Here is a 17,766-nt window from a genome sequence, read left to right as displayed (position 1 = left end):
GACATGACCCAACCCGCTTTCGACCTCACCATCCGCAACGGCCGGATCGTTACCAACGGCACCGTGCTGCAGGGCGACATCGGCGTGCGCAACGGCCTGATCGAGGCCATCGGCACCGGCCTGGCGCCGGGCCTTCGCGACATCGACGCGGCCGGCCGCTGGGTGCTGCCCGGCGGCATCGACAGCCACTGCCATGTCGAGCAGAAGTCGGGCATGGGCATGATGTGCGCCGACGATTTCTACTCGGCCACCGTGTCCGCCGCCTACGGCGGCACCACCACCATCGTGCCCTTCGCCGCCCAGCACCGCGGCATGGCGGTGCCCGAGGTGCTGGCCGACTATTCGAAGCTCGCCGCAGAAAAGGCGGTCATCGACTACGGCTTCCACCTCATCCTCACCAACCCCGACGAACAGACCCTGAAGGTCGACCTGCCCAAGGCGATCCGCGAAGGCATCACCTCGCTGAAGGTCTACATGACCTACGACAAGATGAAGCTGGAAGACCACGAGCTGCTGGACGTGCTGGCGCTGTCGCGGGAAGAGGGCGCGCTGGTGATGGTGCATGCCGAGAACCACGACATGATCAAGTGGATCGCCCAGCGCCTGCTGGACCGCGGCCACGGCGCCCCCAAGTTCCACGGCGTGGCGCACGACCCGCTGGCCGAGACCGAGGCCACCTTCCGGGCCATCTCCCTGGGCCGGCTGGTGGATGTGCCCCTGCTCATCGTGCATGTGGCCGGCGCCGAAACGGTCGAGCTCATCCGCCAGGCGCAGTCCCTGGGCGCCAACGTGCTGGCCGAAAGCTGCCCGCAATATCTTTTCCTGACGGCCGACGACATGGACGCGCCGGGCCTGGAAGGCGCCAAGTACTGCTGTTCGCCGCCGCCGCGCGACGAGGCCTCGCAAGAGGCCGTGTGGCAGGGCCTGATCGACGGCACGCTGGCCACCTATTCGTCGGACCATGCGCCTTACCGTTTCGACGAAAGCGGCAAGCTGCCCAAGGGCGAGGCCACGCTGTTCAAGGACATGGCCAACGGCGTGCCCGGCATCGAACTGCGGCTGCCGCTGCTGTTCAGCGAAGGTTTCATGACCGGCCGCATCGACATCCACCAGTTCGTGGCGCTGGCCGCCGGCAACCATGCGCGGCTGTACGGCATGGCGCCGCAGAAGGGCGCCATCGCCGTCGGCGCCGATGCCGACATCGCCATCTGGAACCCGGAGCGTGAAGTGGCGGTCAGCGCCGGCATGCTGCACGACCGGGTCGGCTACACGCCTTACGAAGGCCGCACCCTGCGCGGCTGGCCCGAGGTGGTGCTGAGCCGGGGCCGGGTGGTCATCGACGACCAGGGCCTGCATGCCGAACGCGGATCGGGCCGGTTCATCCGCCGTGGCCCGCCGGATGTGCCGCGCCGCCAACCGCCGGCCGCCGGCCTGGGTTCGCGCCCGCGCGGCCGGGTGCTGAAGGCGCTGATCGGGCTGAAGGACAGCAACGAAAAAGTGCCTGTCGTGCAGGTGCTGAACCCCAACAGCAGCGTCAACGTCACCGAGGGCGTGGACCGTGCGGTGCAGGCGGTGAAAACCGCCACGCCGGTGCGTTTCGACAGCGTCACCTCGAAGGTCGGCCCGCCCGGCATCGTCAGCCAGGAGGACTACGACATCGCCGCCGTTCAGGTGGCCGAACACGTGGCCCGCCATGCGGCCGAAGCCGATGCCTTTGTCATCGCCTGCTTCAGCGACCCCGGCGTGGCCCGGGCACGTGAGGTGAGCGGCGGCAAGCCGGTCATCGGCCTGGGCGAAGCGGGTGTGCGTGCCGCCCTGCGCCAGGGCAGCAAGGTCGGTGTGGTGGCTGTGGCCGATGCCTCCATCCCGCGCCACCTGCGCTACTGGAAGGCGCTGGGCGTGGATGCCAGCGTGGTCGGCGAGCGGGCGCTCAACCTGCGGGTGGACCAGACGGGCGACCCGGCGCTGGCTTTCGAGCCGATGCTGGCCGCCGCCCGCGAACTGCGCGAAGTCGACGGTGCGGATGTGATCCTGCTGGGCTGCGCCGGCATGGCCGACCTGCGCAAGCCGCTGGCCGACGCGCTGGGCATTCCGGTCATCGACCCCTGCGAAGCGGCGGCGATGGAGGCGGCCGACCGGTTGGCCTGAAGCTGAATTACATTTGCGGCTCGCGCGGAAACGCGCGGACGGGATTGACGTCCTGGTTTTGATCCCCTATGGCTAAGGCCGTAGGACTGCTGTACCGCATGGACTGCGGCCTTTTCATTCGAATCGCTTATGGCGGCTCGGATGGGAGGGCTCGCGCCCTGCCGGCTCTTTCATAGGGGATCACCGGAACGTCAACCTGTTCGAGCCGCCGCCACTTCATCCTCCCGATGAAATGACGGCGGTTTCTCTTGCAGAAGCCAACGATCAGGAGGCCCGCATGAAGACCACCGAGAACGAAACCGGACGCAGCATCGCGTCGCAGACAGAACGCCAGACAAACGCCGCTCCGGCGAATCCCGAACTGGCGAACACCGCCCAGGCCCGTGAACTGCTGCGTGAGGTCTGCATCCTCGCCAGCATGGCGATCCGCGTCTCACGTGACCGGCCGGGACTGACGGACGAACTGGACGACGACGACCGCGACGACCGCATCCAGATGCTGCGCCGCACCCTGGACCGCATCGGCTGGGTGGCCGATGTGGCGGAACGCAAGCTGGGTGGGACCGGGGCGTTTGCGCGGGCGGAGGACTGGATGCTGCCGGGGGTTTGATCAGCACGGAGAACACCCGATCATCGCGGGGCTGGCTGACTTTGAACAACGATGAAATCACCCAGGGTTTCGGTCAGGGTTGAATGGTCATTGTCTGCAGCCCTGCCGACACCAGTGAGTTACCGCATGTCGCCGGCCCATTGGCAACTGTTAGCGCAGGCCGTTGATGGTCTCGAAAGCGGCCTGGAACCGGCCTTCCCGTTCCGCAGCCCTCTGGAACATCACCCGTTGGACCGTGATTTCGGCAGGCGTCGGCGTCTGTGCAAACAAGGCCATCACCTCGTCTATGAACGCCGGCAAAGTGAGGATATCGGGATTGGTCCTGTGCCCGGGCATGAGATCGGTCTGCACCGCCGGCGGCGCAATCTCGATGACCTCGATGCCCTGCTTTTCCAGCTTGAGCCGCAACGACATCGACCAGGAATGGATGGCTGCCTTGGTCGCGCAATAGGCTGGCGTCAACGCCAGGGGAACAAAGGCCAGGCCGGACGACACGGTGACGATCGCAGCGTCCGAAGCCTTGCGGAGATGCGGCAGCAGTGCGGCGGTCAGGCGCATCGGTGCCAGCAGATTGGTGCTGACGGTGCGCTCGGCGGTTTCCAGCCAGTCGTCGCCGGCGAGATCCTCGGCGACCATGATGCCGGCGTTGTGCACGACGACGTTCAACTGGGGGTGCTCGCGGGTCAGTCGGTCCACGAAGCCTGCGAGCGATGCTGCGTCCTCGACGTCGAGCACATAACCGGACATGCCCGGGTTGGCGGCAATCACCTCGTCGACCAGCGCGGCCCGCCGGCCGGCGACGACGACGTTGTTGCCTGCGGCTTGCCAGCGCTCGGCCAGGGCCCGGCCGATGCCGGACGTTCCGCCAGTGACCAGAATGGTGTTTCCAGTGTTTTTCATGGGTGATGTCTTGAGAGTGGATGCAGGCTGATTCCTGTGCGGCCAGCGTAAGCGGCGAGGCGCGAATCGAAGTTGCCCGGGCGGCTCGATGTCTTGCCTTTTTGTATCGCTTGCCGCAACCGGGCACGCCATGCACTCACAATTCACCGGTGAGCTTCACCACCGTATCTCTTTCGAAAATCAGCGAGTTCGCCCGTGCGAACATGGATGCCGACGGCGCTGTCGCCACTGCTGTGCCGGGCCTGCGCCTGATGTGCATCGAGCAACCCGGCCGGCCCATGCAGTCGAATTACCGGCCACTCGTCTGCCTGGTCCTGCAAGGTGCCAAACGCATGGTGGTCGGCAGGCATGACCATGTCTGCAGCCGGGGCCAGTCGGTCATCGTCACCGCGGACATGCCGGTGAGCGGGCAGGTGGTGGAAGCGTCGGCAGGGCGGCCTTACCTGGCCTTGGCTATCGAGCTGGACATGGCGGTGCTCAGCGAGCAGGCCGAGCAACTGGGAGCCGTCTCAGACACCGATCCCCGCCTATCTGCACCGACTGTCTTTACGGAGGCCTCGAACGACTCGGTGCTGGATTGCGGCCGGCGCCTGTTGCAGCTGGCCGATACACCTGCGGCCATACCGTTCCTGCACGCAGCCTTGCTGAGGGAGCTGCAGTACTGGTTGTTGACCGGACCCAATGCACAGGCGCTGCGGGCATCGGTCGCGGCGAACAGCACGGCTACGCGCCTGCGGCCTGCGGTCGCGATGCTTCAGGCTCGGTTTCGTGAAGAGGTCGAGGTGGAGCAACTCGCCAATGCTGCAGCGATGAGCCGTGCGGTGTTCCATCGGCATTTCAAGTCGATGACCTCCCTGACGCCCATCCAATACCAGAAGAGATTGCGCCTGGTGGAGGCGCGACGCCTGCTGAGGCACGAAGCCGCATCGGCGACTCGCGCCGCTTATGAAGTCGGCTACGAGAGCGTGCCGCAGTTCACCCGCGATTACGGTGAGATGTTCGGTGTTACGCCCGGCAGGGAGAGGCGCTCCAAGTGCTAGAAAGAGAGAGGCAAGGGGAGCGTTTGCCCGGGCCATGGCTAACTTGAATCCCGCGCCTCTACGAATTTGTCTTTCTCAATGCCATAGCACTTCCAAAGTGCCGGTTTGTCCGATAACTTTAATTCGGCATCATATAAATAAGCAGCGCCCAATTTAACGGTTGCTTTTTGCGACCGCACATTTGTCGGTGCAATATGAAAGTAAACCGTTTTGAATTTCTTGAAGGCGTGCTCCAGCATGAGGCTCTTTATCTGCCGGTTGGTGGCTCCGCCCCATTTTTCTTTAATCAAGAATGTGAATCCGATCGCGATTCCATCGGGTTGGTCTGGCGGAACATAGAAACTCGAAGTGCCAATGATTTGCTTGGAATTCGCATCTTTGAAGACAAGCGCCTTTCCGGATGCCAGCAGCCCGGAAAAATACGGCGTAAATTGTTCAAGCTTGTAGCGATCGATGGCGGGGTGCCCGGCCCACACCTCCGGATCACTCGCCGCCTTGTAAAGCCCGTCGAAATGTTTCTCGCGCAGAGGTTCTATCTCAAATTGATGGTCACGCAGGGTTGGCTGGAAATCGAATGATTTTTCAATCATGTGTTCTGCAGGGCTAGTTCAAGAGGTGCGGGAGTGCTGTTGGCGGCATGCACACCGCGACCAAGGTAAGGGCTGATTGCTTGAAAAATCCCATATTTGATCCTCTAGATGCGTGCTTCTTTTCTGTATCAGCCTTGCAAGCTTCGAAAGTGAGCCACAAGTGCGTTGGCATGTCCATGCCCGATTCCGTGCGACTCTTTGAGCAGGCTGACCGCCTCCATGTGTTTCAACGAGCCGGCTGCCCTGAGAATGTCGAACCAATAATCGACTGGCTTGCCGTAAGTCCGTTCAATCGATGGAAAGTAGGACGCTGGTCCGGTCACTTTCGATTCAGGCATGTCGGTCTCCTCGGGTTGTCAAAGCTGCGTCCATGTCCAGTCGAGTCGAAGACGGAGCAGGACGCTGGACCTCGTCTGCAGAAGCGAATCCAGCTTGAGTTCGCCCATTAATGAGGAGTTTCATCGAAGCAGGGAGATCTACAGCGAAAGCAGTGAACTGATTCCAGTTGTCGGCCTGTGGCCCGCGCTCGAGATTCGGCCCATTTCGCGGGCGGCTACTGCTGCGGGCTCCACACCACTTCGCCATCCACCGCATACAGGTGGCACTCCGCCGTGGCGGCGCGTTTGCCGCAGTTGGCGATGGCCCGCGCGCGTGGATCTGCCCCGCCCCAGCCCGAGCCCCATCCGCCGTCGCTGCTGACGGCAAAGGCGCGGGGCAGCTTCTGCTGCAGAAAAAAGCGGTAGTCGCGCAGCGCGCCGCCCGACTGCACCGGCAGGCGCGTTTCGTCGTCGATGGCGGCGAAGCCACTGGGCTTTACCGGCGGCTCGGCCAGATACTGCGCGAAGGCGGGCTGCACCTCGAAGGGCAGGCCGATCTCCTGCAGGAATTTGGTCATTTCGGGCTGCCAGATGGGTGCGCCGCTGGCGGCGTGGAACATGCGGTGCGAGTCACCCTCGAATTCACCGAAGGCCACCAGCCGGGCCTTGGCACCATGGGACACGTAGTTGTCGAACATGGCGCGCCAGGTGGGCGTCGGCCAGTAGCTGTCGTTGTCGCCGTAGAACCAGAGCGCGGGCAACCGGGTTTCAGCGCCATACACACCGGCCGCCTGCACCAGCCCGCCCTGCCAGTCGGTACACAGTTGCTGGCGCAGTCCGCCGGCGAAATCGACCAGCCCCTTGACGCCGGGGTAGCTGCGGGCGCCGAAGGCCAGCGTGGTCCAGCCGCCGTGCGACTGGCCCATGACCAGGATGCGGCTCTTGTCGGCCCAGGGCTGCGCGGTGGCGTAGTCCAGCGCGGTCACCACGTCGTCGGCGGCCAGCCGGCCGTTGCTTTCCACGTTGCAGCCGCCGTCGATGTAGGCGCCGGTGGATTTCGAGAAGCCCTGGCGCATCGGCACGATGACCGCATAACCCCGCGCCAGAAAATAGCGGGCCGCCAGCCGCGGCCGGAAGCGCCCCTGCATGCGGGCGTTGCCGGGGGACTTGCCGTGGTTGATCACCACCAGGGGAAACGGCCCGTCGCCCTCGGGCTTGAAGATGGTGGTCTCCAGCTCGGTGGTGAACAGGCCGGAGGTCTTTTGGACCATGACGACGGTTTCGGGCACCTCGACGGCCGGCGCCGCGGCGGGCAGAAGGGCGGCGACGAACAGGGCGGCGGCGATGGCGTGGCGCAGGCGATTCAGCATGTTGTCCTGGATTTTTTTATGGGCGTCGGATGACGTGCCGACGATTACGCTTCAACCTGCCATTGTTCTACGTCTGCGTGGCCAGCGCCTTTGCCAGCACCGAGAACACCCGTTCGTCGTTGCACTGCGAGACATTGAACCGAATGAAATCCCCGGCGCTCAGCGACTGGCTGAATGCGTTGCCGGGCGCCACCACCACACCTTCGGCCAGGCAGGCCCGGGCGACCTCCGCCGCGTCGACGCCCTGCGGCAGGCGGCACCACAGGAACATGCCGCCCAGCGGTTTCAGCCAGGGTCTTATGCCAAGCTTCTGCAGCCGCGCGGTCACCACCTCCCGCGCCTGCTCGAGCCGCAGCCGGGTGGCTTCCATGTGTTTGCGGTAGCCGCTGTCGGTCAGGGTGCGCAGGATCAGGTCGGCCGACATTCGCCCGCCGCCGAAGGTGGTGGCCAGTTTCAGGTCGACCAGGGCGTCCACCCAGTCGGCGCGGGCGGCGATGTAGCCGCAGCGCACCGAGGCCGAAACCGTCTTGGAGAAGCTGCCGATGTGGATCACCCGCGACAGGCCGTCGAAGGCCGCCAGCCTCGGCGCGGGGCTGCTCTCGAAGTCGGCGTAGATGTCGTCCTCGACGGTGATCAGGCCCGACGCGTCGATCAGTTTCAGCAGGCGGTGCGCGACCAGCGGCGACAGGGTGGCGCCGGTGGGGTTGTGGATGCCCGAGTTGGTGATGTACAGCCGGGGCGAATGCGCCTGCAGCGCCTGCGCAAAGAGGGATACGTCCGGCCCCTGCGGTGTGTAGGGCACGCCGACCACCTGCACCTGGTGCGCTTTCAGCAGCGCGTGGAAGTTGAAGTAGCAGGGGTCGTCCACCAGCACCGTGTCGCCGGGTTTCAGCAAAAAGCGGCAGACCAGGTCGATGGAATGGGTGCCGGATTCCGTCAGCATGACCTGCTCGGGTGCGGCCTCGATGCCCAGCGCGGCCATGCGGCGCGACAGCAGCTGCCGCAGGGCAGGGTGGCCCAGCGGTGTGGCGTAGTCGGCCAGGTTCGACGTGTCTGCCCGGGCCAGCGCACGCAGCGCACGCCGCATGCCTTCGTCGTACATCCACGAAGGCGGCAGCCAGCCGCAGCCGGGTTTGGGCATGGAGGCCTCGGTTTCCAGCGACTGGCGCGACACCCACAGCGGGTCGACTTCCCGGTCGAGCCGCGGGCCCAATGCGGTCAGCGCCAGCGGCGCCACCGGGCCGGCCACATAGAAACCCGCCCCCGGCCGCGCCACGACGACACCTTCGGCCGCCAGCCTCTCATAGGCTTCGACCACGGTCGAAACCGATATGCCGAGTGCCCGGGACTGCGCCCGCACCGACGGCAAGCGGGTGCCGGGCACCGAGGTCCGTGACGAGATGCCCGCCCGCACCTGTGCCATGACCTGTTCGATCAATGTGGTGTTCTTCAACTTGCATGTCCTCGCCGTACTGGATGTTCGGCCATAACAGTATCGAAGAATTGTATGGGGCTGTGCCTGGAGTGCCGCGGCCGGCGGTGATCTACTGAAGCCTTGAAAAACAGGAGTCTCGATGAACAGCACGAACAAGGGCTGGTTGAACGGTTTCATGGGTATCGCCATCTTCGCGGGCTCGCTGCCGGCCACACGGGCGGCGGTGGCCGACCTGGACCCGATCTTCCTGACCTGCGCCCGCGCCGCCATCGCGGGTGTGCTGGGCCTGGGACTGTTGCTGCTGCTTCGGCAGCCGCGTCCGGCGATGGCGGACCTGCCGGGCCTGGCGCTCACCGCCATCGGTGTGGTGGTGGGTTTCCCGCTGCTCACCGCGCTGGCGCTGCAGCATGTGACCTCCGCGCATTCCATCGTTTTCGTCGGCCTGCTGCCGCTGTGCACCGCCGTCTTCGCGGTGCTGCGCGGCGGCGAACGGCTGCGTCTGCCGTTCTGGGTCTTCTCGGTGATCGGTGCAGCTTGCGTGGCCGGTTATGCCGCCGTGGGTGATACGTCCGAAGCCTCCTGGCAGGGCGACCTGTACATGCTGGCGGCCATCGTGGTCTGCGGCATGGGTTATGCCGAAGGAGCCCGGCTGTCGCGCCGGCTGGGCGGCTGGCAGGTCATCTGCTGGGCGCTGGTGCTGTCGCTGCCGGTGATGCTGCCGCTGGCGGTATGGGCAGCGCCGGCCAGCTTCGGGCATGTGGGTCTGGCGGCCTGGGTCGGCTTCGTTTATGTGTCGGTGTTCAGCATGCTGATCGGCTTTTTCTTCTGGTACAGGGGGCTGGCGCTTGGCGGTATCGCGGCCGTCGGCCAGCTGCAACTGGTGCAGCCCTTCATGGCGCTGGGGCTGGCCGCCTTGCTGCTTCGCGAGCAGGTGAGCTGGCACATGCTGGTGGTCACGCTGGCCGCAGTCGCATGCGTGGCGGGCGCCCGGCGGTATGCCCGCTAGACACCGCATCGTGCAGCTGGCCGGTGCCGCGGCTGTGCCGGTGGTCACGCCGGCCCGCCTGGCATCGGCGTGCTTGCCGCAACCTACGGTTTCGGCCGCAGGAACCTGGGCATGTTCTTCTCGGCAATCTCCTTGCCCTTGCGTTCGCCCGCTTCTTTTTCCGCCTGTTTTTCTGCGACGGTCTTGGCACTTTCCTGGCAGCTTTCGCTGTACGACACCATTTCGAAGCGGCAGGTGGCGGCCATGGCACGGGCTTCTTCCAGGTAGTTGTTGTCGCGATAGAAGGCGATCACGTCAGGCCATAACACCGGTGCCTTCCTGAAGTAGGCGAACTGGTCGTCGATGAGCTTGCGCCCCGCAGTGCGATTGGTCCGCGCCAGTTCCTGGCCGGCCAGCAGTTCGAACTTCCAGGAACGCTCCACCGAATTGCGATGGCGGTCCCGCAGTGCGGTCACTGATGCGTTGGGTCGTGCCGCAAGGTTCGCTGAAACCAGCGTCATGAGCGGCAAGGCGTCGGATGCGGTGCGGCCGGAGGCGGCCCGGGTGGCGATCCTGATGGCCTCGGGGTAGTTCTTGCGGGCGATGGCTTCTTCAGCCGACCCGAGCATTGCGTAGTGCGACAGGATCTCTGCGGTGCCGGCCTCCTTGCGGGCGGCTTCCCAGGGCGCCACGCGGCCGGGTGGGCGTGGCCTGTCGGCGATGGCCGCCGCCACCGATTTCGCCAGGTTCTCCTCGCGCACGGTGGCCTCGTCATGGGTTTCGCGCAGTTTATCGGCGGTGCTTGAAAGTGCACGCCTGACGCTGGCGGTCGCGTCGAACAGACCTGTCTGGAATTGCACCTGCAGGTCGGTGATGTCGATGGCGGGCGCATTGGGATTCTTCTGCCGGGCCTGGGCCTGCCGCGACTGCTCCTGCACGGCCTGGATACCGGCGGCACGCGCCTGCTGTTCCAGTTCGTCCTGGGCCTTGCGGGCTCGCTCGCGTTCCACGTCGTCGTACGAGGCGATGCGTTCGAGAAAGGTCTTGAAACCGCGTGGATAGCTGTAGCCGGCGCGGAGGCTCAGGGCCACGCCGAAGCGGTCGGCCTCTTCTTCGACCGTGCGTTTCCACGCCGGCATGAGGGTGCTTTCGGCCACCTCCCGGATCGCCACGATGGCGTACGCACCGTTGAGGTTGGCCACCTGCGTGCCGCGATGTGCAAGCGCCACTCCGATCACGCCAAGCTGGCTGGCCACCAGGCCCGCATCGCTGGCGTCATACACCACGTTGTGGTTGAGATAGATGTGTCCGAACTCATGCGAGAGGAGGGCGAACACCTCGTCTTCCGACTCCATGTTCTGCAGCCAGGTGATGGACACGTAGATGTTGCCGGCGGCCGAGGCCGTGGACTTGAGCGCCGGATCGGCCAGCACATACACCCGGCCGGGCCAGTCCGGATGGCCGCTCATCTCCTTGAGTTGCGCATAGAGCCGGTTGAGGTAGGCATCCATGGCCGGCATCGACACCAGGCCCCAGCCGGCCGCACGGTTGTTATTGGCATCGACGACCGGGTCGGCCCACTTGCGCTCGGGCGCCGGCGGCAGCGCTGCCTCGGGCGAGATGGGCGGCAGGGTGCCGCCCATCATCGGCGGCAGCGAGGGCATGGCCGGCAGGCTGGACGACAGCGATGCCAGCGTCGGCTGCGTTTCGCATGCGCTCAGCAGGCAGGTCGCCAGGCAGGCGACGACCAGGCGGCGCAGATTCTTTGGCGGAAAGTCCGGCATGGCTTCAGCGGCACCGGTTGGATGCTGCACCGAGTTCGCCTGCAACCACGGCACCGGCGATGGCGGAACAACGTGCCGCCACCTTTCGGGTGGCCCGCACCATCATCGAATCGATCCAGACGTCGCGTCCGTCGATGTTGACCAGGAAAAAATCCGCTCGCGACTCCTTGACGGGCCAGGGCAGGCCGGTCACGGCGACCGAGCCGCTGGCGGCTGCGGCGCCCGCAGTCGCGAACACAGGCAAGGGGTCGCTTTTGGACGAGACCACGGCCAGCCCGGATGCCTCGGCGGTCTGCGCCGCGGCTGGTGCGGCGCACCATGAACCGACAGTCAGGGCGATTGCGCAGGCCAGTCGCGCCGGGTGGTCGGATTGCCAGATTCGGAAGCCGGATTTCATGGGAACGTTCTCCAGTTATCGGGACGGATGACTTCAGGCGACGGCGGTTTCGCCGGTTTCTTCGTGGCCGGTTTTTCCGTCGGTCCACCAATTCAGCAACGATTGGTTCCACTCCAGCCATTCGGCTGCGAACGAATACAGCGCCACATGGATGACCGTGAGGAAACCCACGTCGAGCCACTGGCCGATTGCCAGCATGACGAGGAAGAAGACGCTGTAGAGCAGCAGTCCGCCCAGCTTCAGCAGCAGCCAGACACCCGCTTGGCCGAGCTTCCGGGGGCCATGCGCCAGACCTTCGAAAGTCCAGCGTTGCTGCGCGCTTTTCTTGGCCTTGTGAGTCTGGCGATGGCCGAAAGCGATCAGCACCAGTCCCGCCAGCAGCATCCACAGCACCCGGCCGCCTTCCCAGGTCAGGTCTACATGCGAGGCGCGGTTGTATCCCGCGCCGTCGACCAGCAGGTTTTCCAGCGCCATGGCGTGCATGTAGACACCCGGGATACGACCGTGCAGCGGTGACAGCACGCGGTCGTTCGACCCCTGCAGGGCGGTGCCGACCATGACCACCCGGCCGGTGACGTGGCGGGTCAGCACGGCTTCGTCCTCGGCAGACGAGGTCTGCAAATCCGACGGATACAGGGTGTTGTGATAAACGCAGATCGGCCGCTGCGATGCCGGGTCGCGCCAGTGCCGATAGACGCTCGGCACCAGTAGTTCGTAATACACGTTGCCCGGCTGCCGGCAGTAGGCAACAGCCTCTTCTTCGGGGTCGGGCGCGTGGGCCGCGTGTTCGTTTGCGTCCGGCGATTCCAGCCAGTCGATTCCGCGAGCTGCCGGCCGCAGGCCCCAGTTGACCGCCAGGTCGGAATGCTGGTGCGCGGGGAGTGTGTGTCCCAGGTCGCGGTAGATGGCGCTGGCCACGTTCATCACCCGGCCATCCTCGGCCTGGGTGTCGGCTGCCAGTCGATAGGTCCAGGCGGTCTGATCGGAAGCGTCGGGGTCGTATTCGATGGCCACCTTGGTCAGACAGCTGCCGGCCATGGCGTCGAGTTCGGGCCGCAGCAGAAATCGTCCCGCGGCGTCGCGCCGTGCGGCAAGGTAAACCTTCACCCCGGCCGCGCCGGCACGACAGATGGCGGCCTGGAACCGATCCAGCGAAGGGTCGTTACGCTGAGCAGCAAAAACGATATCGAAGAACACGGCGCGCGGCCGGGAGACGGTCAACGCATCCAGCAGGCGGGCGTAATAGCCGTAGTCGGCGGGCCATGCCTGGCCGGCGCTCTGCAAGGACGTGTCGTCCAGCAACATGACCGAGACCTCGTCCTGCCGGTCGTTGCCATGCCACGACCCGACGATGGGCGCATAGGCGCGGGCGATTTGCCGCACCAGGAATTCCTCACCCAGCACGTGGGGCACGATCCAGGCCGCCACCAAGCCGATGGCGATCGCCACGATGGGACCGGCAAAAAAATTGACCATTCGGCGATGCCGGGCGGTCTCCGCCGCTTCTTTTTGCAAGAGGGTCGTTTGCACAGTCAGTAAGCCCCTCGCCTTGTATCTTTTTGGCGCTATTTGTTAATAAACGTATCAAGTCTATCAGACGAAAATGACGTTTCAACAGCGATTCGGGTCCAGGGTTTCCCTTGTGCCGGGAGGCGGCAGGCGTCGTGCAGCAGCGTCCGATCGGCGCGGATGTCAGCCTGCGATTCGCACCCGGTCGAGACCGTCCCGCCTGGGCCTTGGGCATGGCCGGGTAGGCGCTGTGCAGTGTCCGGGCGATGGACTCGCCGTCAGATACCGTAGCCGCCGGTCGGTGCCCGGCGACCAGTGCCGCGGCTGAACCTTCACTGGAGGCGTACAGGATCGAATCGCACGAGGATTGCCGCACACCGGTCTCGTGGGTTAACCCTGAATTGCATACGAATGCATAAAAAGCACCATGAATACGTATGCAACCAACTGAGGATCCCTCCATGATTCGATATCTCAAGCGCGGGCGTGATGTCCAGGCGCGTGCCGACGACGACACCAAGGTCCGTGCGACGGTCGAGGCCATCATTCGTGACATCGAGCTGAGAGGCGACGCGGCGGTGCGTGAATACAGCAGGAAATTCGACGACTGGGAGCCGGATGATTTCCGGCTGTCGCAGGCCGCCATCGAGAAGGCCATCAAGAGCCTGTCCGCCCGCGAGATCGAGGACATCAAATTCGCCCAGGCACAGGTGCGCAACTTCGCGCAGATCCAGCGCGACTCGATGCTGGACGTGGAGGTCGAAACCCGTCCCGGCGTGTTCCTGGGCCACCGGCATATCCCCATCAACGCGGTCGGCTGCTATATCCCGGGCGGCAAATATCCGCTGCTGGCCTCGGCCCACATGAGTGTGCTGACCGCCAAGGTGGCCGGGGTCAAACGCATCGTGGCGACCGCGCCGCCTTTTCACGGAGAGCCGCATCCTGCCATCGTCGCCGCCATGCACCTGGCCGGCGCCGATGAGATCCTGGTGCTGGGCGGCGTGCAGGCGGTGGTGGCGATGGCGGTCGGCACGCCCAGCATCGCACCGGTCGACATGCTGGTCGGCCCGGGCAACATGTTCGTGGCCGAGGCCAAGCGCCAGTTGTTCGGCCGGGTCGGCATCGACCTGTTCGCCGGCCCGACCGAAACCCTGGTCATCGCCGACGAGACGGTGGACGGCGAGATGTGTGCCGTCGACCTGCTGGGCCAGGCCGAACACGGCCTGACCACACCGGCCGTGCTGCTCACCACCAGCGAGAAACTCGCGCGCGAAACCATGGCCGAGGTGGAACGCCAGTTGAAGATCCTGCCCACCGCCGACATCGCCGCCAAGAGCTGGGCCGACTTCGGTGAAGTCATCGTCTGCGACACCGAGGTCGAGATGCTGCAGAAGGCCGACGAGATCGCCTCCGAACATGTGCAGGTGATGACCCGCGACCCGGAATATTTCCTGGAGAACATGAGCAACTACGGCGCGCTGTTCCTGGGGCCGCGCACCAACGTGGCTTTCGGCGACAAGGTCATCGGCACCAACCACACGCTGCCGACCAACAAGGCGGCGCGTTATACCGGCGGCCTGTGGGTGGGCAAGTTCCTCAAGACCTGCACCTTCCAGCGGGTGACCACCGACGAGGCCAGCGCCGAGATCGGGGAATATTGTTCGCGCCTCTGCCACATGGAGAACTTCGCCGGCCATGGCGAGCAGGCCAACATCCGCGTGCGGCGTTACGGCACCCGCGCCGAGGTGCCGTGGTACGAACCGGTGCCGGCGCTGACGGCATTGCAGGAATGACGGCGCTGCCTTTCTTCGCCGGTTTCGGGCTTGCCGGCCGGCGTGCGCTGGTCACCGGCGGCGGGCGGGGCCTGGGGCTGGCCGCCGCCGTGGCACTGGCGCAGGCCGGAGCCGAGGTCACGCTGGCGGCGCGTTCGGCGGCCGAACTGGAAAGCGCCGCCGCAGCCATCCGCGCGGCGGGCGGCAAGGCCGACGCGCTGGTGCTGGACGTCACCGACTCTGCAGCTGTCACCGCCGCCATCCGCGACCGCCCGCCTTATCAGGTGCTGGTCAACAATGCCGGCATGAACCGGCCCAAGCTGCTGACCGACACACTCGACGACGATATCGACGCGGTGTTCGACCTGAACGTCAAGGCCACCTTCTATGTCGCCCGCGAAGTGGCGCGCAGCCTGCAGGCGGTCGGCCTGCCGGGTTCCATCGTCAATGTCTCGTCGCAGATGGGCCACGTGGGCAGCCCGCGCCGCACGCTGTATTGCGCCAGCAAGCATGCGGTCGAAGGTTTGAGCAAGGCGCTGGCCTGGGAGCTGGGGCCGCACGGCATCCGCGTCAACACGCTGTGCCCGACCTTCATCGAAACCGAGCTCACCGCGCCGATGTTCAGGGACGCCGCCTTCCGCCAGTTCGTGCTCGACAAGATCGCGCTGGGCCGGCTGGGCCGCATCGACGAGGTGATGGGGCCGGTGGTGTTTCTGGCCAGCGATGCGTCGAGCCTGATGACCGGCAGCGCATTGATGATCGACGGGGGCTGGACGGCGGCATGAAGGCCAAGGTGACCGCCCATGACGTCGCCAGGCTGGCCGGTGTGTCGCAGTCGGCGGTCAGCCGTGCCTTCACCGCCGGCGCCAGCGTTGCGCCCGAAACCCGCGACCGCATACAGGCCGCCGCCCGCAGCGTGGGTTACCGGCCCAATGCCATTGCGCGCAGCCTGATCACCCGTCGCAGCCGGATGATCGGACTGGTGATGAGTTACCTGGAGAACCAGTTCTATCCGCTGGTGATCGAGCGGCTGAGCCAGGCCCTGCAGCGCGACGGTTATCACGTGCTGCTGTTCATCAGCGAGACGGCCGACGCCGACGCGGTCCTGGCCGACATCCTGCAATACCAGGTCGACGGCATCGTGATGGCGTCGACCACGCTGTCGTCGGCGCTGGCACACGACTGTGCCGAGGCGGGCATACCGGTGGTGCTGTTCAACCGGGTGGCGCAGATGGGCGCCATGGGGCGTTATTCGACCAGTTCCGTCACTTCGCAGAACCGCGAGGGCGGCCGCCTCACCGGCGAACTGCTGCTGCGCACCGGCCACCGGCGCATCGCCTGGCTGGCCGGCCTGGAAAACGCATCGACCAGCCTGGAACGCGAGGCCGGCCTGTGCGAGGTGCTGGCGGAGGCCGGGCAGACCCTCTTCGCCAGGGCGGTCGGCCGGTACGACTTCGCCGAGGCGCAGCGGGCGGTGCTGGCGCTGTTCAGCGACCCGGCGACGCGGCCCGATGCCCTGTTCGCCGCCAACGACCACATGGCCATCGCCGCACTGGAGGTGCTGCGTGGCGAACTCGGCCTGAAGGTGCCGCGGGACGTGTCGGTGGTCGGCTTCGACAACGTGCCGCAGGCCGCCTGGCCGTCGTTCGACCTGACCACGGTTCAGCAGGACGTCGACCGCATGGTGGACGCCACCCGCACGCTGCTGTTCGAGCAGATCGAGGGCGAGGTGATGGCACGCAGCGTGACCGTGCCCTGCGTGCTGGTGGAGCGCGGCACGGTGGCCGTGCGCCGCTGATCGCGGCCGACGCATAACAGGTATCGGAACCCTGCCGAAGGGTCCTGCGGATACTGGAACGGGCGCGCGCGGGGCACGCTGCAAAAGACACAACGGAGACAGGCAAACTCATGAAACACCTCAGGACTTTCGGTGCTTCGGCACTGCTCGTGGCCTTCGGCGCAACGGCATTTGCGCAGGCACCGGCGGCATATCCCAACAAGCCGATCAAACTCATCGTCCCGTATTCGGCGGGCGGCGCATCGGACCTGTCCGCACGCTGGCTGGCAGAGGGCCTGACGCAGCAATTCAAGTACACCATCGTCATCGAGAACCACCCCGGCGCCGCCGGCAACATCGGCACCCGCATGGTGGCTGCGGCCAAACCCGACGGCTACACCTTGCTGCTGGGCTACGACGGCACGCTGGCGATCAACCCGTGGGTCTATCCCAACGCCGGTTTCGACACGCTGAAGGACTTCGTGCCGGTCAGCAAGATCGACGATTCGACCTTGCTGCTGGTGGCCAACAACAACCTTCCGGCGAAGAACGTCAAGGAAGTGATCGCCTTGGCCAAGGCCAAGCCGGGGACGCTGGACTACGCGACCACCGGGGTCGGCAGCACACCGCACGTGGCCGGGGAAATGATGAACCTGCAGTTCGGCATCGACCTGCGGCATATCCCCTACGCGGGTGGTGCGCCGGCCATGACGGCGGTGATGGGGGACCACGTGAAGATGGTCTACACGGCGGTGGCGACGGCCATTCCGTTTGTGACTTCGGGCAAGGTGAAGGCACTGGGGGTTTCGGCGCCCAAGCGCTCGGCTGCCTTGCCGGATGTACCTACATTCAGCGAACTGGGAGTGCCGGGGTTCGACCTGAATTCCTGGTTTGGAATTCTTGCTCCGGCGGGGACTCCGAAGGTCATCGTCGATCAGCTGAGTGCCAACATCAAGGCGGTGATGGAGACGCCGGCTTATCGGGATCGGTATATCGCTGCGGGGTTGGAGCCTGTCGGTAATTCTTCCGAGCAGTTTACGGAGCAGATTCGGGCTGATCTGGCGCGGTGGGAAACGATTGTCAAGAAGGCCAAGATCAGCGCCCAGTGATTTTGCGGTTTGCTTATTGGTGG

The 17,766-nt window shown here is 65.4% G+C and carries 16 protein-coding genes and 1 pseudogene; 9 read left to right on the top strand and 8 right to left on the bottom strand.

Annotated features, from left to right (window positions below; genetic code table 11):
• Nucleotides 1-3: 3 nt before the first annotated feature.
• The 3 genes and pseudogenes from hydA to AC3ANW_RS14890 form a co-directional block, all read left to right on the top strand.
• Nucleotides 4-1,482 (top strand): annotated as a pseudogene (gene hydA, locus AC3ANW_RS14900) (dihydropyrimidinase); the annotation flags it as partial.
• Nucleotides 1,456-2,148 carry an aspartate/glutamate racemase family protein gene (locus AC3ANW_RS14895; RefSeq protein WP_488345435.1) on the top strand — a complete coding sequence of 231 codons (693 nt, stop codon included), beginning with the start codon at nucleotides 1,456-1,458 and terminating at the stop codon, nucleotides 2,146-2,148. The pseudogene hydA and the gene AC3ANW_RS14895, both read left to right, overlap by 27 nt.
• A gap of 277 nt (nucleotides 2,149-2,425) precedes the next feature.
• Entirely contained in the window at nucleotides 2,426-2,758 is a 333-nt protein-coding gene (locus tag AC3ANW_RS14890) for a hypothetical protein (RefSeq protein ID WP_488341624.1), read from the top strand.
• 150 nt (nucleotides 2,759-2,908) lie between these two features.
• On the opposite strand, the gene AC3ANW_RS14885 is transcribed toward AC3ANW_RS14890, so the two are convergent.
• Nucleotides 2,909-3,658 carry an SDR family oxidoreductase gene (locus AC3ANW_RS14885; protein WP_488341623.1) on the bottom strand — a complete coding sequence of 250 codons (750 nt, stop codon included), beginning with the start codon at nucleotides 3,656-3,658 and terminating at the stop codon, nucleotides 2,909-2,911.
• Nucleotides 3,659-3,807: 149 nt separating this feature from the next.
• On the opposite strand from AC3ANW_RS14885, the gene AC3ANW_RS14880 reads away from it, so the two are divergent.
• The gene (locus AC3ANW_RS14880; protein ID WP_488341622.1) at nucleotides 3,808-4,698 is read left to right on the top strand and encodes an AraC family transcriptional regulator; all 891 of its coding nucleotides are present in this window, start codon (nucleotides 3,808-3,810) and stop codon (nucleotides 4,696-4,698) included.
• A gap of 38 nt (nucleotides 4,699-4,736) precedes the next feature.
• Here the strand turns inward: AC3ANW_RS14880 and AC3ANW_RS14875 are convergent, their stop codons facing one another.
• The 4 genes from AC3ANW_RS14875 to AC3ANW_RS14860 all read right to left on the bottom strand — a co-directional run bounded on the left by AC3ANW_RS14875 (nucleotide 4,737) and on the right by AC3ANW_RS14860 (nucleotide 8,398).
• Nucleotides 4,737-5,288 carry a GNAT family N-acetyltransferase gene (locus AC3ANW_RS14875; RefSeq protein ID WP_488341621.1) on the bottom strand — a complete coding sequence of 184 codons (552 nt, stop codon included), beginning with the start codon at nucleotides 5,286-5,288 and terminating at the stop codon, nucleotides 4,737-4,739.
• Nucleotides 5,289-5,416: 128 nt separating this feature from the next.
• On the bottom strand, nucleotides 5,417-5,626 hold the full coding sequence (locus tag AC3ANW_RS14870; protein WP_488341620.1) for a DUF4287 domain-containing protein: 210 nt from the start codon (nucleotides 5,624-5,626) through the stop codon (nucleotides 5,417-5,419).
• A gap of 215 nt (nucleotides 5,627-5,841) precedes the next feature.
• Complete coding sequence (locus AC3ANW_RS14865) at nucleotides 5,842-6,975, bottom strand: dienelactone hydrolase family protein (protein WP_488341619.1); 1,134 nt, start codon at nucleotides 6,973-6,975, stop codon at nucleotides 5,842-5,844.
• 67 nt (nucleotides 6,976-7,042) lie between these two features.
• Nucleotides 7,043-8,398, bottom strand: a complete 1,356-nt coding sequence (locus tag AC3ANW_RS14860; protein WP_488345434.1) for an aminotransferase-like domain-containing protein — start codon at nucleotides 8,396-8,398, stop codon at nucleotides 7,043-7,045.
• A 151-nt stretch (nucleotides 8,399-8,549) separates the two neighbouring features.
• Here AC3ANW_RS14860 and AC3ANW_RS14855 point away from each other — a divergent pair, with 151 nt between their 5' ends.
• On the top strand, nucleotides 8,550-9,416 hold the full coding sequence (locus tag AC3ANW_RS14855) for a DMT family transporter (RefSeq protein WP_488341618.1): 867 nt from the start codon (nucleotides 8,550-8,552) through the stop codon (nucleotides 9,414-9,416).
• An 83-nt stretch (nucleotides 9,417-9,499) separates the two neighbouring features.
• On the opposite strand, the gene AC3ANW_RS14850 is transcribed toward AC3ANW_RS14855, so the two are convergent.
• The 3 genes from AC3ANW_RS14850 to AC3ANW_RS14840 are packed head-to-tail and all read right to left on the bottom strand — an operon-like array spanning nucleotide 9,500 to nucleotide 13,052.
• Nucleotides 9,500-11,209, bottom strand: coding sequence for a M48 family metalloprotease (locus tag AC3ANW_RS14850; protein WP_488341617.1), 1,710 nt, complete (start codon nucleotides 11,207-11,209; stop codon nucleotides 9,500-9,502).
• Entirely contained in the window at nucleotides 11,184-11,576 is a 393-nt protein-coding gene (locus AC3ANW_RS14845; RefSeq protein WP_488341616.1) for a hypothetical protein, read from the bottom strand. The genes AC3ANW_RS14850 and AC3ANW_RS14845 overlap by 26 nt, the downstream gene beginning before the upstream one ends.
• Nucleotides 11,577-11,609: 33 nt before the next feature.
• The gene (locus tag AC3ANW_RS14840) at nucleotides 11,610-13,052 is read right to left on the bottom strand and encodes a CHASE2 domain-containing protein (RefSeq protein WP_488341615.1); all 1,443 of its coding nucleotides are present in this window, start codon (nucleotides 13,050-13,052) and stop codon (nucleotides 11,610-11,612) included.
• Between the two features lie 494 nt (nucleotides 13,053-13,546).
• Between AC3ANW_RS14840 and hisD the strand changes: the two genes are divergently transcribed.
• The 4 genes from hisD (at nucleotide 13,547) to AC3ANW_RS14820 (ending at nucleotide 17,743) form a co-directional block, all read left to right on the top strand.
• Nucleotides 13,547-14,878 carry a histidinol dehydrogenase gene (hisD, locus tag AC3ANW_RS14835; RefSeq protein ID WP_488341614.1) on the top strand — a complete coding sequence of 444 codons (1,332 nt, stop codon included), beginning with the start codon at nucleotides 13,547-13,549 and terminating at the stop codon, nucleotides 14,876-14,878.
• Nucleotides 14,875-15,642, top strand: a complete 768-nt coding sequence (locus AC3ANW_RS14830; protein ID WP_488341613.1) for an SDR family NAD(P)-dependent oxidoreductase — start codon at nucleotides 14,875-14,877, stop codon at nucleotides 15,640-15,642. Before hisD ends, AC3ANW_RS14830 begins: the two co-directional genes overlap by 4 nt.
• On the top strand, nucleotides 15,639-16,655 hold the full coding sequence (locus tag AC3ANW_RS14825) for a LacI family DNA-binding transcriptional regulator (protein ID WP_488341612.1): 1,017 nt from the start codon (nucleotides 15,639-15,641) through the stop codon (nucleotides 16,653-16,655). Before AC3ANW_RS14830 ends, AC3ANW_RS14825 begins: the two co-directional genes overlap by 4 nt.
• A 110-nt stretch (nucleotides 16,656-16,765) precedes the next feature.
• The gene (locus AC3ANW_RS14820) at nucleotides 16,766-17,743 is read left to right on the top strand and encodes a Bug family tripartite tricarboxylate transporter substrate binding protein (RefSeq protein ID WP_488341611.1); all 978 of its coding nucleotides are present in this window, start codon (nucleotides 16,766-16,768) and stop codon (nucleotides 17,741-17,743) included.
• Nucleotides 17,744-17,766: the final 23 nt, after the last annotated feature.

The sequence above is a fragment of the Xylophilus sp. PBN-3R genome (assembly GCF_057747805.1).
Note: the sequence above shows the minus strand (reverse complement) of the source record. Positions and strands in the feature narration are given on the sequence as shown.